Source organism: Burkholderia sp. KJ006, assembly GCF_000262695.1.
Classification (GTDB): Bacteria; Pseudomonadota; Gammaproteobacteria; order Burkholderiales; family Burkholderiaceae; genus Burkholderia; species Burkholderia vietnamiensis.
Window position 1 is genome coordinate 431,758 of sequence record NC_017922.1, and the last position, 14,584, is coordinate 446,341.

Sequence of the window (14,584 nt, forward strand, 5' to 3'; positions counted from 1 at the left end):
GCCGGCCGCCACGGTCGGCCGAACCCGGATTACGAACAGCGTACTGACAGCGTCATGGCGAGCAATCGATCGAACCCACCCAAACCGGCGGCGAAGCGCCGCGCGGCGCCCGGCGCGGATGCGCTGAGCCACGCCGCCGCGGGGCCGGACGCCCGGCCCGATGCCGAAGGTCTCGACGACGCAGCCTGGCTCGAAGTGATCCACAAGATGGACGAGGTCTACTCGCAGCTCGTGCAGGACGAGATTGCGCTCGAGGAGAAGAACGCGCAGCTCGAGCAATCGCAGCAGTTCATTCTCGGGCTGCTGTCGTCGATGTCGGACGTGCTGGCCGCGTGCAATGCGCGCGGCGAGGTCGAGGAAACCAATGCCGCGATGTGCGAACTGCTCGGGCAGCCGGACAGCGTGCTGCGCGGATCGCGCTTCGAGAGCTGGCTCGCCGACGACGCGAGCGTCACCGCGCTGCGCGCCGTCACGGCGTCGGGCACGCCGGCGCAGGGCACGGTGGTCGAACTGAACATGCGCGATCGGCAAGGCGCGGCCGTGCCGGTCGACTTCAGCTGTACGCCGCGCGGCGGGCCGCGCGGCCGCAGGCTCGGCTACCTGCTGGTAGGCCGCCCGACGGGCGAGCTCAAACGCGCGTATCGGCAGCTGCGCGAAGCGCACGACGCGCTCAAGCACGCGCAACAGCAACTGCTTCACTCGGAGAAAATGGCGGCGCTCGGGCGTCTGGTCGCCGGCGTCGCGCACGAGCTGAACAACCCGATCAGCTTCGTGCTCGGCAACGTGCATGTGCTGAAGCGGTATGGCGAGCGCCTGACGCGCTTCATCGATGCGACGGCGCAGCCGCTATCGGCCGCCGAGCGCACCCGGCTGCGCACGGAGTTGCGGATCGATCCGATTCTGGCCGACTTGCCGTCGCTGGTGGACGGAATGGTCGAAGGCGCGCAGCGCACGGCGGACATCGTCAGCGCGTTGCGCAGGTTCTCCGCGGTCGATCGCGAGGATCTCGGCGCGGTCGACATCAACGAGGTCGTGACGCGCGCGATTCACTGGATCAGGAAAGGCGCGGGGCCGGATTTCGACGTTCACTGGTCGCCCGGCGAGCCGCAACTCGTGCACGGCAGCGCGGGGCAATTGCTGCAGGTGATGATGAACCTGATCCAGAACGCGTGCGACGCCGCGTCGAGCGCGCATCGAGGCACGCCGGAGATCTGGATCGACGCGACCCACCGTGACGGCCAGGTGATCGTCACGGTGCGCGACAACGGCACGGGCATCATGGACGAGCATCTGCCGCACGTGTTCGAGCCGTTCTTCACGACCAAGCCGCAGGGGCGCGGAACGGGGCTCGGGTTGTCGATCAGCTACGGCATCGTCGATCGTCACGGCGGAACGCTGACGGCCGGCAATGCGGAGCAGGGCGGCGCGATCTTCACGCTGGCGTTGCCGCAGAGTTGAAGCGGCGTCGGGCGGGGCTCGGCAAGTCAGACGCCAACGAGCGATTTTGGAAACACCGAGGCGAAGACCAACGCCCGTCTCGCTGCAAGAAAATACCGGCCATCGCGACGGCAAGATTATCGCCACATCGAGACGCGACAAACCGCTCGTGAAATCGTATCGCCGTATCGAATCGGGAAACCCCGCGACGTAATCGAATACCTCCGCGGCGGCTGATACTGGATTCGGATAAATGATCCGCATTGCGCGTTCTTCGGCGCGCTCGAAATGCCCGCGACTACATCGCCGGTTGCGCCAGACGCATCAGTGTCAGGAACGAGGCCCGCGGTTCGACGCAACGGTGCGCCCGGCGGCGGCATGCGCACGCATAACGCGTCGAGACGCGCGCCCGAATGGACACCGGCTATCCGGTTCACCGCATCGCGCTCGCCGGTTATGCGCTCGACCGCTAACGCGTTATACTCCCGACCGTTTGACGCTTTCGAATCGAGCGTTTCATAACAATTGACAAATCGGATTAAATATCGTCTGACGCCGGCGTCGGCGCGTTGATTTCGCACGACGGTCCTGTTACAGTCTCGCCGAAACAAGACCGCCCGACGGTCGGCCGTCCGTCGATTGTGTTGCGTGACGCCGCGATTTCCTGCGTGATCGGCTGTATGGCTCCGGGGAGCCGGTAAGCCGATGTCTCGAACCGCCGAGTCCGACGTGCAGGACGGCATGCTGGATGAAACGGCATCTGACTGCGCATCGCGAGCGGCGCATTAAAAAAACTACCCTCAGCGAAGTAACCGTAAAGAGAACAAAAAAATGGCCGATTTGCATTGGACCATGCCAATCGCCAGATGGACGTCGATTTCGACCGCGGGGGCACCGGGCGTCGAAGCTCTCGATCCGATGGTGCGACGCCGCTTGAGCCGGCTGTCGCGTGTCGCGCTTCAGGCAGCGTACGACTGCGCAGGATCGGACGACGATCCGCTGCGCATGGTGTTCGCATCGCGCCACGGGGAGCTGGCGCGCACCACCGGCATACTCGCCGCCATCGGCGCGCGCGAGCCCGTGTCGCCGACGGCGTTCAGTCTCTCGGTTCTCAATGCGGTCACCGGCATCTTCGGCATCGCTAGGCGCGACCGCTCGCCCGCGACCGCGATCGCGGCCGGACACGAAACGCTCGGTTACGCGCTGCTCGAAGCCTATTCCCAATACGAAACCTCGCCGGCGTCGCCGGTGTTGCTCGTCTATGCGCACGAGCCGGCCGATCCCGTGTACGGCGCGGTCGACGACGATCCGGAGAGCGTCGGCCTCGCCATCCTGCTGGGCGCCGCCGAACCGGCCGGCTATCTGACCTGCGAGATGGCCGCCGAGGATGCGGACGACTGCGCGCACGAAGAAGCGGCCGACGCAGCCGGCACGCAAAGCGCCGCGCTGCTGCATTGCCTGTCGACGCGCACGACGGCGTCGTGGCGCAGCCGCCATGCATCGTGGCGATGGAGCTGGCATGATCGCGCGGCTTGACTACGGCTGGCGCCTGTTCGCGACCGGCGCGAGCCTGGCGTTTTTCGCGCTGTGCGGCTCGGCCTTCTCGTTGCTGGCGATCGTCGCCGGCGCCCTGTGGCCGCATCGGCGTTCGCGTCAGCGCGGCGTCACGCTCGTCATCCATCATTTCTTTCGCGCGCTGGTCGCGCTGCTGCAGCGCGTCGGCGTGATGAAGCTCGAACTGAGCGGCGTCGAGCGTCTGGCGCAGCGCGGCCCGGCCATCGTCGTGGCGAACCACCCGACCTGGCTCGACGTGATGGTGCTGCTGTCGCTGACGCCGAAGGCCTGCTGCGTGGTCAAGCGCGGCCATTGGGGCAACCCGTGCTTCTGGGGCATCGTGCGCGCCGCCGAGTACGTGAGCAACGCGGACGCCACGGAGCTGGTCGACGCCGGCGCGCGCCAGCTGGCGGCCGGCTACACGATGATCATCTTCCCGGAAGGCACGCGCAGCCCGGGCGGCAATCGCCTGCACGCGTTCTCGCGCGGCTTCGCGCACATGGCGCTGCAGTCGGGCAGCAGGATTCAGCCGGTGCTGATCGATTGCGACCCGCCGGTATTCACCAAGACGCTGCGCTGGTATCACGTGCCGTCTCGTGCGTTCCGCATGCGCATCGACGTGCTCGAACCGATGGACCTGGACCGGCTGGCAGCGAACGTCGCGTCGCCGTCGATCGCCGCGCGCAGCATTGCCCGCGAGGTGGAAGTGCACATTACTCAAAGTCTCATTCAGCATGGATACTTTAAAACTGCAAATTAAGCAGCTTCTGATCGAGACGCTCGATCTCAGCGACATGACCGTCGACGACATCGACGACGATGCGCCGCTGTTCTCGACCGACGGCATCGGGCTCGATTCCGTCGATGCGCTCGAAGTCGGCATCATGCTGCGCAAGAAGTTTCATCTGACGATCGCCGCCAACGACGAGCGCACGAAGGCGCATTTCCGGTCGGTCAACACGCTCGCGGCGTTCATCGCCGAGCAGCAGTCTCATCAGGCATCGCACGAAGCCGTGCTGGAAAAGGGGAGTCTCTCGTGACCGACGCAGAAATCCTGGAGCGCATCCGCGCCATCTTTCACGAGAACTTTGCGATCGAGCCCGAACAGGTGCAGCCCGACACGCACCTGTTCGAAGAACTCGACCTGGACAGCATCGACGCCGTCGATCTGGCGATCAAGCTCCAGGAAATGACCGGCAAACGCATCAAGCCCGAAGAGTTCAAGTCCGTGCGCACGGTCGGTGACGTCGTGGCCGCCGTGCACGCGTTGCTCGCAGACGCGTGACGATGGCGGTGACGGGCATGCGCGCGACCACCGGCACGCGCGGTTCGCGGCGGCTGGCCGTCGCGGGCCGGGCGGTGGTGGCACTCGCCTATCCGCTCGTCATCCTGTTCGCGTGGCAGAGCATGTCGCCGCGTTACGTCGGCTGCCTGCTGGTTGCGCTGCTGTGGCTGCAGCGCACGGTCGGCAACGGACCGTTCGCGAACGCGCTCCGACGCCTCGCGCTGCTCGACTGGTGCGTCGCCGGCGCATTGACCGCACTGTCGGTTGCGATCGCCGTCACCGACAGCGAGCGGCTTCTTCATCTGTATCCCGCATGCGTGAGCGCCGGCTTGCTGATCGCGTTCGGCGCGACGCTGCGGCACGGTCCGACCATGATCGAAAAATTCGCGCGGCTCACCTATCCGGAGCCGAGCCCTGAAATCGTCCGCTACACGCGCCGCGTGACCCAGGTGTGGTGCGCGTTCTTCATCGCAAACGGCGGCTTCTCCGTCTACACGGCGCTGTACTGGCGCCCGGCCGCGTGGGCGGTCTACAACGGGCTGGTCGCGTACGTGCTGATCGGTGCGCTGATCGCCGGCGAGTGGCTGTGGCGCAGGGCCTTCATCGCCGCCGCGCGCAAACGGGCAGGTGTCGCATGATCGCGCTGCACGAGATGCTCGCGGCCGAAGCGGACAGCGGCGCGGCCGTCTGTCGCGACGGCGCGCAGGTGCTGACGCTCGGCGACCTGCGCGCCCACGCCGACGCCATTGCGCGGCGCGTGGAGGCGAGCGGCGCGCGGCGCGTGGCGATCAGCACGGACGATCCGTTCGCGTTCGCGTGCGCGTTGTTCGCGGTAGCGGCCGCGCGCGCCGAAGCCGTGATTCCGGCCAGCAATGCGCCCGGTTATCTCGCCGAGCTGGCCCACGCATACGACCTCGTGCTCGATGCACCCGCGCTGGCCGCGTGTGCGCCGGCCGCGGGCGGCGAGGCCGCACCCGCGGCCCGCACGATCGACGCCGACGCCGCGGTGACGCTTTACACGTCGGGCAGCAGCGGCAGCGCGAAGCCGGTGCGCAAGTCGCTCGCGCAGTTCGACGCGGAGGTGCGTACGCTGCAGCGCGAATGGGCCGAGCGCGTCGGTGCGGCGGTCACGCTGTCGAGCGTGCCGCATCATCACATCTACGGATTGCTGTTCAGGATTCTGTGGCCGCTCGCGGCCGGCCGCGCGTTCGACCGGATCGCCGTGCTCGAGCCGTTGCAACTGCAGCAGCGGCTCGCCGCATACGGCGGCGGCATCGTCGTCTCCACGCCGGCGCAACTGGCGCGCTGGCCGGCGCTGCCGGGCTTCCCGATGCAGGCGCCGGCGCCTCGCGCGTTCTTCTCGTCGGGCGGCCCGTTGCCGGCCGATGCGGCAGCCGCGTATGCGAACGCGTTCGGCGCGGCGCCGCTCGAAATCTTCGGCAGCACTGAAACGGGCGGCATCGCATGGCGGCGTCAGGACGTTTCGCCCGCATGGCAGCCGTTCGCGGGCATCGGCGTGCGCTGCGACGACGACGGCGCGCTGTGCGTGCGCTCCGCGCATCTCGGCGACGATCGCTGGCACCGCACCGACGACACCGCGCAGTTCGATGCGTCCGGCCGCTTCGTGCTCGCGGGGCGGCGCGATCGCATCGTCAAGCTCGACGGCAAGCGCGTGTCGCTGCCGGAGCTCGAGGCGCGGCTGCTCGCGCAAGCCTACGTCGCGCAGGCGGCGGCCGTGGTGGTCGACGGCGCGACGCGCGCGCACGTCGGCGTCGTCGCGGTATTGTCCGCGGCCGGGCGCGACGCGCTGGCCGCCGACGGACGGGTCGCCGTGGCGACCGCGCTGCGGCATGCGCTCGGCGACTATTTCGACGCGGCCGCGTTGCCGCGCTACTGGCGCTTCCTGCACGCGATGCCGTTCGACGCGCGCGGCAAATTGCCGGCCGCCGCGCTCGCGGCCGCCTTCACGGCCACGCCGGAAGGTTTCGAACTGCTCGCGTCCTGGCGCGGCGACGACGCGTTGCATTACGAACTGCGCGTGCCGCCCACGCTCGCGCATTTCGACGGACATTTTCCGGGGCTGCCGATCCTGCCCGGCGTCGTGCAAATCGACTGGGCGGCGCGTCTGGCCGCGCGCGAGCTGCCGGCCGTGCGCGAGCTGCGTTGCGTCGAGCATCTGAAATTCAAGGCGCCGGTGCCGCCCGGCGCGGTGCTGACGCTGCGCATCGCGCATGACGCGGCGCGCGGCCGCGCGCGCTTCGCGTTCCGCCGCGGCGAGCGCGAATGCACGTCGGGCGTGCTCGTCTACGAGGCGGCGGCGCAATGAGCGGCACCTGCATCGTCGTTCCGATCTACAACCATCGCGACGCGATCGGCGGCACGCTGGCGCGGCTCGCCGTGCACGGCCTGCCGATCCTGGTGGTCGACGACGGCAGCGATGCGCCGACGCAACAGGTGCTGACCGCGCTCGCCGCGCGCTACGCAGGCACGATGACGCTGCTGCGGCTGCCCGCCAACCGCGGCAAGGGCGCGGCCGTGATGGAAGGATTGCGCGCGGCGCGCGCGCGCGGCTATCGGCACGCGATTCAGATCGACGCCGACGGCCAGCACGACACCGCCGACGTGCCGAAGTTCGTGGCGGCCGCGCAGGCCGAGCCGGACGCGGTGATACTCGGCCGGCCGCGCTTCGACGACAGCGTGCCGAAGGCGCGCCTGTACGGCCGCTATCTGACCCACGCGTGGGTATGGATCGAAACGCTGTCGCTCGACATTCCCGATGCGATGTGCGGCTTTCGGCTCTATCCGGTCGACGCGGTCTGCGAGCTGATCGACGCGGTGCCGCTGCCGACGCGCATGGCGTTCGACAGCGAAATCCTGGTGCGTCTGCACTGGCGCGGGCTCGCGTTCAGGACGATCGAGACGCGCGTGATCTACCCGGCCGACGGCGTCTCGCATTTCGACGTCTGGCGCGACAACGTGCGCATCAGCGCGAGCCATACGCGGCTCGTGGCCGGCATGCTCATGCGCGCGCCGCTGCTCGTCGCGCGCCGGCTCGTCGGGCGGCGCGGCGCCGCGCCGACGGCGCGCGCACGCGCGTGGTGGCGCACGCCGGAGCGCGGCAGCCGGCTCGGCATGGCCCTGCTGGCGCTCAGCTGCCGCTGGTTCGGCAAGCGCTTCACGTCGTGCTGGCTGCATCCGATCGTCGGCTATTTCGTGCTGACGAATCGCACCGCACGCGCGGCATCGCATACCTATATCGCCCGCCTGCGCGATGCCAAGGCCGCGGCCGTGCCGCAGCCCGGATGGCGCAGCGCGTACCGGCACATGCTGGCGTTCGCGCAGGCCGGCTTCGACAAGTTCGTCGCGTGGTCCGGGCGGCTCGACGAACTCGACGTGCGTTTCGACGATTCGTCCGCGTTCGATGCGCTCGCGGCGAGCGGCCGCGGCGCGCTGGTGATCGGCGCGCATCTCGGCAACCTGGAGATGACGCGCGCGCTCGCGTTGCGCGACGCCCACACGAAGGTGACCGCGATCGTCTACACCGAGCATGCGAAGCGCTTCACGGGCGTGCTCGCCGGCGCGAACCGCGACTACGGCAAGCACCTCGTCGAAGTGTCGGACTTCGGGCCGGACACGGCGATGATGATGCAGTCGCGCATCGACGCGGGCGAACTGCTCGTGATCGTCGGCGATCGCGTGCCGCCGAACGATTCGGGCAAAACGGTCGACGCTCGTTTTCTCGACGCGACGGCCGCGTTCGCGCAGGGCCCGTACGTGCTCGCGCATGCGCTCGGCTGCCCGGTCTATCTGTTCTTCTGCCTGAAGGAGGCGCGCGGCTATCGGCTCTATTTCGAGCCGTTCGCCGAGCGCATCGAACTGCCGCGCCGCGAGCGCGCCGCGCACGTCGCGGCATGGGCGCAGCGCTATGCCGCACGGCTCGAACACTATTGCCGCAAGGCGCCCTACCAATGGTTCAACTTCTTCGATTTTTGGGCGCGGCCCGATGGAGGTCCGCGTGGCCGAGCATGAGATGAGCGACGTCGCGGCAAGCGCCGCGGCGGCAGCGGGCCGGGCGGCCGTCGTGGTCGGCGCACGGCATCTGACGATCGAGGACGTCGTCGCGATCGCGCGCGACGGCGCGCCGCTCGCACTGAACGCGGCGCCCGCCTGGCGCGCGCGGATCGAGCGCGGCGCGGCGTGGCTGCGCGACCACCTCGCGAACGGCGGCACCGTGTACGGCGTCACGACCGGATATGGCGACGCGTGCGTCGTCGACGTGCCGCCGTCGCTCGTCGAAGCGCTGCCGCTGCAGCTGACGCGCTATCACGGCTGCGGAATGGGCAACTGGTTCGACGCGACCCAAACGCTGTCGATCGTCGTCGCGCGCCTGAACTCGCTCGCGTTCGGCTACTCGGGCGTGCGCTTCACGTTGCTCGAACGGCTGGCCGACATGGTGAATCACCGCATCCTGCCGCGCATTCCGTCGGAAGGTTCGGTCGGCGCGAGCGGCGATCTGACGCCGCTGTCGTACGTCGCCGCGGCGCTGGTCGGCGAGCGTAGCGTCGGGTTCGCCGGCGGCGAGTGCGACGCGCGCGACGCGTGGCGCGCGATCGATCGCACGCCGCTCACGCTCGCGCCGAAGGAAGGGCTCGCGCTGATGAACGGCACGGCGGTGATGACGGGCCTCGCGTGTCTCGCGTTTGCGCGCGCCGACCACCTGACGCGCATGGCGGCGCGTCTGACCGCATTGACGACCATCGCGCTCGACGGTCGCGCCGGACACTTCGACGCGCGGCTGTTCGACGCGAAGCCGCACGCGGGGCAGGCGGAGGCGGCGGCGTGGATTCGCGCCGATCTGGCCGGGCGCGACGAATTGCCGGGCCGCCGGCTGCAGGACCGCTATTCGGTCCGGTGCGCGCCGCACGTGATCGGCGTCGCACGCGACGCATTGTCGTGGATGCGCCGCGATATCGAGAACGAACTGAACAGCGCGAACGACAACCCGCTGATCGACCCGGACGAAGGCTGCGTGCTGCACGGCGGCAATTTCTACGGCGGGCACATCGCGTTCGCGATGGACGCGCTCAAGACCGCGGTGGCCAATCTGGCGGACCTGATGGACCGCCAGCTCGCGCTGCTGGTCGACGACAAGTTCAGCAACGGCCTGCCGCGCAACCTGAGCGGCGCCGCGCCCGAGCGTGCGGCGATCAACCACGGGTTCAAGGCCGTGCAGATTTCGTCTTCCGCATGGACGGCCGAAGCGCTGAAGCACACGATGCCGGCGAGCGTGTTCTCGCGTTCGACGGAATCGCACAATCAGGACAAGGTCAGCATGGGCACCATCGCCGCACGAGATTGCCTGCGCGTGCTGGCGCTCACCGAGCAGGTCGCCGCCGCGCACGTGCTCGCGACCGTGCAGGCCGTGCGCTTGCGGCTGCGTGACGATCCGCACGCGCAGCTGACGCCGGCGCTGCGCGCGTTCGTCGACGACGTGGGCCGGCAATCGCCGCTCGTGGTCGAGGACCGGCCGCTCGAAGCGGAACTGCGTGCGCTGTGCGCACGGCTCGCCGCATGCGAACCGATCGGCGCATCGCGCGACGGCATCGGGCAGGAGGAGGCGGCATGAACGAAGCTCGTCCGGCGCTGACCGCGACGGCACGCGTCGAAGTGCTGTTTCACGACGTCGATGCGATGAACGTCTGCTGGCACGGCCACTACCTCAAGTATTTCGAAAGCAGCCGCGCGGCACTGCTGCGCATGATCGACTACGACTATCCGACGATGCTGGCGTCCGGCTACATGTGGCCGGTGGTCGAGGCGCACCTCAAGTACGTGCGTCCGGCCCTGTACGGCCAGCAGCTCGACGTGCGCGCGACGCTGCTCGAATTCGAGAACCGGCTGAAGATCGGTTACGAGATCGTCGATGCCGTGTCCGGCGAGCGTTTGACGAAGGGGTATACGGTGCAACTGGCCATCGACGCGACGACGCGCGAACTGCAGTTCGTGTCGCCGCCGGCCTTGATCGAACGGGTGCGTGCGCAATGGGCCTGATGCTGCGTAACGGACGGCTCGTGACGATGTTCGCGGCCGCATGCCTGACGCTGGCCGGCGGCGCGGCCGCGGCCGTGGCCGCACCGGCGTCGGGCGCGGCGGCGCAATCCGCGAATGCCGCGCTCGTGTCGAACATCGCCGCGCGGCTTGCGCGGGTCGGCGCGATCCGCGCGGAGTTTCGGCAGACCCAGACGCTGTCGGCGATGAAGCAGCCGCTCGTCAGCACCGGCTCGATGTTGTTCGATCGCCGGGCCGGCGTCGTGTGGCGGATCGAGACGCCGTACCGGGCGACTTACGTGATCACCGACGGCGGCGTGCGCGAGGTCGGCGCGGACGGACGCCTCGTCGCAGCCGGCGGCGGCGGCCGTGGCGTCGCGCAGGTGTCGCGGATGATGCGCGACATGCTCGGCGGCGACCTGTCCGCGCTGTACGCGCAGTTCGACGTCGAAGCGAGCGGCACGCCCGAACGATGGCGGATGGTGTTGCGGCCGAACCAGCCGCAGCTCGCGCAGGCGGTGCGCGTGCTCGAAATGAGCGGCGGCGCGTATCTGGGCCGGCTCGACATGACCTTCGCGAACGGCAACGCGAGCGCGCTGGAGTTTGCTCGGCCGACGCCGGTCGACGCACCGGCGCCGGCCGAGCGCGCATGGCTGGAGGCGCGCTGATGAGCACGGCGCGCGACGTGAGCGGCGGCGCACCTGCACGCGCGCGACGGCGCTTGCTGTGCGGCGCGTGGCTGCTCGTCACACTGGCTGCCGCGGCGATCATCCTGTGGCGCTTCAGCGGCCCGTCGCCGCTGCAGACGAACCTGCTCGCGCTGCTGCCGGCGACCGAGGCGAACCCGGTCGCGGAACGCGCGGTCGACCTGCTCGGCGACGCGCTCGGCAACCGCACCGTGTTCCTCGTCAGCGACCGCGACGCGGCTCGCGCGAAGGCCGCCGCGAAACGCTTCGGCGCGCGGCTCGCCGCGAGCGGCGCATTTCGTTCGGTGACCGTCGAGGTGCCGCCGTTCGACCTGTCGCAGATCGCGGCCACCTATATGCCGGCGCGCTTCGGCTTGCTGACCGATGCCGATCGCAAGTCGCTGGAGCGCGGCGACCCCGCGCTCGGCGAGCAACTGGCCCGGCGCCTCTATGCGCCGCCGGCCGACGGCCTGCAGACGCCCGTGGCCGACGATCCGTTCGGCTGGCTGCAGCACTGGCTCGGCGCGCTGCCGCTGGCGGCGTCGGATCTGTCGATGGAAGACGGCATGCTGGTGTCGCATCGCGACGGCGCGACCGGCGTGCTGGTGATGACCTCGCTGCCGGGGTCGGCCTATGAATCGACGGTACAGCACGCGGTACGCGTCGCGACGGACGATGCGCAACGTGCGCTCGCGGCCGACTTCGCCGGCGTTCGCGTCGACCGCGCCGGCGCCGTGTTCTACGCGCAAGCGGCGCGCGCGAGCGCCGAGCGCGACGTGCACGTGATCGGCGCGGTATCGCTGGCCGGCATCGCGCTGCTGCTGATGAGCGTGTTCCGTTCGCCGCGCCTGCTGGTGCTCGCGTTTGCGTCGACCGCGTTCGGCATCGTCTGCGCGCTCGCGGCGACGCTGCTCGTGTTCGGCAAGCTGCACCTGCTGACGCTGGTGTTCGGCGTGAGCCTGATCGGCGAGGCCGTCGATTATTCGATCCAGTATTTCGTCGCGTATCTGTCGGCGGGGCCGCAATGGGATGCGCGCCGCGGCGCGGCGGCGGTGAGGCCGGCGCTCGCGGTCGCGCTCGCGACCAGTCTGCTCGGCTACGCGATCCTGATGTGGGTGCCGTTCCCGGCGCTCAAGCAGATCGCGTGCTTCGCGATCGTCGGCATCGCCTGCGCGTTCGCCGCGGTGACCGGCTTCCTGCCGCTGATGCTGACACGGCCGCCGCGGCGCGTGCCGGCGCGCGTGTTCGCGAACGCGGCCCGCTTGCTGCGCGGCTGGCAGTCGCTGCTGGCCGGCCGGCGCGCGGTGGCCGTCGCCGTGCTGGTGGCGCTGGTCGCCATCCCGGGCTGGGCGCTGTTGAAAAGCGACGACGACGTTCATCTGCTGATTCAGCGCGACGCGGACCTCGCGCGGCAGGAAAGCAGCATTCGTGCGGCGGTGGGCCTCGCGAACACCGCCCAATTCTTCGTCGTTCAGGGCGCGTCCGACGAACAGGTGCTCGAGCGATCGGAGGCGCTGATCGGCGCGCTCGATGCGCAGCGGCTCGGCCGCGTGCAGTCGATCGCGACGTTCGTGCCGTCGGCGCAGCGGCAGGCGCGCGACCGTGCGGTGCTCGCCACGCAGGTATTCGCCGACAGGGCCGCGTTGCGCGCGACGCTCGCGCACGCGGGCTTTCGCGACGAGGTCGCCGACGCGTGGCTGCGCGCGTTCTCCGCCGACGCCGCGGCGACGCTGTCGGTCGACAGCTGGCTCGCGGCGCGCTGGTCGGCGCCGTTCCGGCATCTGTGGCTCGGTCGAATCGACGGCGGCGCCGGCCCGGTCAGCGCGGCGCTCGCGATTCCCGAGCGCGTCGATGGGGCGAACGTCGCGACGTTCGCGGCCGTCGCGCGCACGTTGCCGGGCGTGTCGTGGGTCGACAAGGCCGCGAGCGTGTCGAGCCTGTTCGGCGCGTATCGCGTCGACAGCGGCCTGTGGCTGGCCGGTGCGCTCGTCGTGGTCGCCGCGCTGCTGATGTGGCGCTACGGCGTGCGCGGCGGCATCGCGACGACGTTGCCGGTCGTGTTCGCGATTGCGTTGACGCTCGCCGCGTTCGGCTATGCGCGCGTGCCGCTCACGCTGTTCAACTGGCTCGCGCTGATGCTGGTGCTCGGCGTGGGCGCGAACTACGCGGTGTTCCTGCACGAAGGCTGCATGCGCGACGCGGCCGGCCTGGGCGCCGTATGGACCGGCGTGCTGCTGTCGGCGGCCACGACGCTGCTGTCGTTCGGCATGCTCGGCGCGAGCGCGATGCCCGCGCTGCGCAGCTTCGGCACGACGCTCGCGCTGGGCATCGTCTTTTCGGTGCTGTTCGCACCGCTCGCCACGCCATCCGGCCAGGAGCGCCGCGCATGAATTCGACTCGTACGGCCGTCTACCTGTCGGCGCCCGGCATGATCAACGCGCTCGGCGCCACGACCGACGCGATCGTCGACGCCCTGGGCCGCGGAGTCGCGCCCGGAATGGCGCCGCGCGCCGATGCGCCGGCCGGCGGCTGGGTCGGGCGCGTGACCGCGCCGCTCGAGTGCGCGCCGCCAGCCGCGCTCGCGCACTTCGACTGCCGGAACAATCGGCTGTTGCTCGCGGCGCTCGCGCAGATCCAGCCGCTGGTCGATGCGGCGATCGCGCGTTACGGCCCGCGCCGGATCGGCGTCGTGATCGGCACCAGCACGTCCGGCGTCGACGCGGCGGAACACGCGCTCGCACGACGTGCCGCGACCGGCGCGATGCCCGCCGGCTTCGATTACCGGCAGATGGAGATCGGCACGGCCGCGCCGTTCGTGCGCGCGGTGCTCGGCGTGACCGGGCCGGCGTACACGCTGTCGACGGCCTGCACGTCGAGCGCGAAGGCATTTGCGGCCGCGCGCCGCCTGCTGCAGCTGAAGATCTGCGACGCGGTGATCGTCGGCGGCGCCGATTCGCTGTGCGAGCTGACGCTGCAGGGCTTCGCGTCGCTGGAATCGGTCAGCCCCGGCCGCACCAATCCGATGAGCCGCAACCGCAACGGCATCAACGTCGGCGAAGGCGCCGCGCTGTTCGTGATGAGCCGCGACGAAGCGGCGGTCCGGCTGGCCGGCGTCGGCGAGTCGAGCGATGCGCACCACATCTCGGCGCCCGACCCGGCCGGCCACGGTGCGCAAGACGCGCTGCGCGCGGCGCTCGCGGACGCCGGCGTGGCGGCATCCGCGATCGGCTACGTGAATCTGCACGCGACGGCGACGCGCCTGAACGACGAAATGGAAGCCAACGTCACCGCCCGGGTGTTTCCGCACGGCGTGCCGGCGAGCGGCACCAAGCCGCTGACCGGCCACATGCTCGGTGCGGCGGGCGCGACCGAGCTCGGCTTCGGCTGGCTGACGCTGGCGCGCCGGATCGCGCTGCCGGCCCACGTGTGGGACGGCGAGCACGACCCGGCGCTGCCGGCGCTCGACCTCGTGCGCGACGAACGGCGGCTGGCCGGCGACGCAGCGGGACGCTACGTGATGAGCAATTCGTTTGCATTCGGCGGCAGCAATGCCAGCCTGATTCTGGGGGCCTGA

The 14,584-nt window shown here is 69.9% G+C and carries 13 protein-coding genes; all 13 read left to right on the forward strand.

Going from position 1 to position 14,584, the window contains the following annotated elements; genetic code table 11:
• Positions 1 to 54 precede the first annotated feature (54 nt).
• The 13 genes from MYA_RS25995 to MYA_RS26055 all read left to right on the forward strand — a co-directional run bounded on the left by MYA_RS25995 (position 55) and on the right by MYA_RS26055 (position 14,584).
• Positions 55 to 1,458 (forward strand): PAS domain-containing sensor histidine kinase, encoded by a 1,404-nt coding sequence (locus MYA_RS25995; RefSeq protein WP_014725823.1) that lies wholly within the window; start codon positions 55 to 57, stop codon positions 1,456 to 1,458.
• Between the two features lie 810 nt (positions 1,459 to 2,268).
• Positions 2,269 to 2,973, forward strand: coding sequence for a beta-ketoacyl synthase chain length factor (locus MYA_RS26000; RefSeq protein ID WP_041494365.1), 705 nt, complete (start codon positions 2,269 to 2,271; stop codon positions 2,971 to 2,973).
• Positions 2,957 to 3,751 carry a lysophospholipid acyltransferase family protein gene (locus MYA_RS26005; protein WP_011880085.1) on the forward strand — a complete coding sequence of 265 codons (795 nt, stop codon included), beginning with the start codon at positions 2,957 to 2,959 and terminating at the stop codon, positions 3,749 to 3,751. Before MYA_RS26000 ends, MYA_RS26005 begins: the two co-directional genes overlap by 17 nt.
• On the forward strand, positions 3,726 to 4,031 hold the full coding sequence (locus MYA_RS26010; protein ID WP_011880086.1) for a phosphopantetheine-binding protein: 306 nt from the start codon (positions 3,726 to 3,728) through the stop codon (positions 4,029 to 4,031). The genes MYA_RS26005 and MYA_RS26010 overlap by 26 nt, the downstream gene beginning before the upstream one ends.
• Positions 4,028 to 4,276, forward strand: coding sequence for an acyl carrier protein (locus MYA_RS26015; protein WP_011880087.1), 249 nt, complete (start codon positions 4,028 to 4,030; stop codon positions 4,274 to 4,276). The genes MYA_RS26010 and MYA_RS26015 overlap by 4 nt, the downstream gene beginning before the upstream one ends.
• 2 nt (positions 4,277 to 4,278) lie before the next feature.
• Positions 4,279 to 4,914 (forward strand): membrane protein, encoded by a 636-nt coding sequence (locus MYA_RS26020; RefSeq protein ID WP_014725826.1) that lies wholly within the window; start codon positions 4,279 to 4,281, stop codon positions 4,912 to 4,914.
• Positions 4,911 to 6,602: an acyl-CoA synthetase family protein gene (locus MYA_RS26025; protein ID WP_014725827.1), complete on the forward strand. Its 1,692-nt coding sequence runs from the start codon at positions 4,911 to 4,913 to the stop codon at positions 6,600 to 6,602. The genes MYA_RS26020 and MYA_RS26025 overlap by 4 nt, the downstream gene beginning before the upstream one ends.
• Entirely contained in the window at positions 6,599 to 8,305 is a 1,707-nt protein-coding gene (locus tag MYA_RS26030; RefSeq protein WP_014725828.1) for a glycosyltransferase family 2 protein, read from the forward strand. The genes MYA_RS26025 and MYA_RS26030 overlap by 4 nt, the downstream gene beginning before the upstream one ends.
• On the forward strand, positions 8,292 to 9,902 hold the full coding sequence (locus MYA_RS26035) for an HAL/PAL/TAL family ammonia-lyase (RefSeq protein ID WP_041494441.1): 1,611 nt from the start codon (positions 8,292 to 8,294) through the stop codon (positions 9,900 to 9,902). Before MYA_RS26030 ends, MYA_RS26035 begins: the two co-directional genes overlap by 14 nt.
• Positions 9,899 to 10,327 carry an acyl-CoA thioesterase gene (locus MYA_RS26040; RefSeq protein WP_011880092.1) on the forward strand — a complete coding sequence of 143 codons (429 nt, stop codon included), beginning with the start codon at positions 9,899 to 9,901 and terminating at the stop codon, positions 10,325 to 10,327. The genes MYA_RS26035 and MYA_RS26040 overlap by 4 nt, the downstream gene beginning before the upstream one ends.
• Complete coding sequence (locus MYA_RS26045) at positions 10,318 to 10,992, forward strand: outer membrane lipoprotein carrier protein LolA (RefSeq protein ID WP_014725830.1); 675 nt, start codon at positions 10,318 to 10,320, stop codon at positions 10,990 to 10,992. Before MYA_RS26040 ends, MYA_RS26045 begins: the two co-directional genes overlap by 10 nt.
• Positions 10,992 to 13,400 (forward strand): MMPL family transporter, encoded by a 2,409-nt coding sequence (locus tag MYA_RS26050; RefSeq protein ID WP_041494442.1) that lies wholly within the window; start codon positions 10,992 to 10,994, stop codon positions 13,398 to 13,400. The genes MYA_RS26045 and MYA_RS26050 overlap by 1 nt, the downstream gene beginning before the upstream one ends.
• A complete protein-coding gene (locus tag MYA_RS26055) occupies positions 13,397 to 14,584 on the forward strand; it encodes a beta-ketoacyl-[acyl-carrier-protein] synthase family protein (protein WP_014725832.1) in 1,188 nt (395 codons plus the stop codon). The genes MYA_RS26050 and MYA_RS26055 overlap by 4 nt, the downstream gene beginning before the upstream one ends.

Coding starts and splice junctions, on each gene's coding strand:
- MYA_RS26020 (WP_014725826.1), top strand. CDS start 4,279: ATGGCGGTGACGGGCATGCGCGCGACCACCGGCACGCGCGGTTCGCGG.
- MYA_RS26040 (WP_011880092.1), top strand. CDS start 9,899: ATGAACGAAGCTCGTCCGGCGCTGACCGCGACGGCACGCGTCGAAGTG.
- MYA_RS26050 (WP_041494442.1), top strand. CDS start 10,992: ATGAGCACGGCGCGCGACGTGAGCGGCGGCGCACCTGCACGCGCGCGA.
- MYA_RS26055 (WP_014725832.1), top strand. CDS start 13,397: ATGAATTCGACTCGTACGGCCGTCTACCTGTCGGCGCCCGGCATGATC.
- MYA_RS26005 (WP_011880085.1), top strand. CDS start 2,957: ATGATCGCGCGGCTTGACTACGGCTGGCGCCTGTTCGCGACCGGCGCG.
- MYA_RS26045 (WP_014725830.1), top strand. CDS start 10,318: ATGGGCCTGATGCTGCGTAACGGACGGCTCGTGACGATGTTCGCGGCC.
- MYA_RS26030 (WP_014725828.1), top strand. CDS start 6,599: ATGAGCGGCACCTGCATCGTCGTTCCGATCTACAACCATCGCGACGCG.
- MYA_RS25995 (WP_014725823.1), top strand. CDS start 55: ATGGCGAGCAATCGATCGAACCCACCCAAACCGGCGGCGAAGCGCCGC.
- MYA_RS26010 (WP_011880086.1), top strand. CDS start 3,726: ATGGATACTTTAAAACTGCAAATTAAGCAGCTTCTGATCGAGACGCTC.
- MYA_RS26000 (WP_041494365.1), top strand. CDS start 2,269: ATGGCCGATTTGCATTGGACCATGCCAATCGCCAGATGGACGTCGATT.
- MYA_RS26025 (WP_014725827.1), top strand. CDS start 4,911: ATGATCGCGCTGCACGAGATGCTCGCGGCCGAAGCGGACAGCGGCGCG.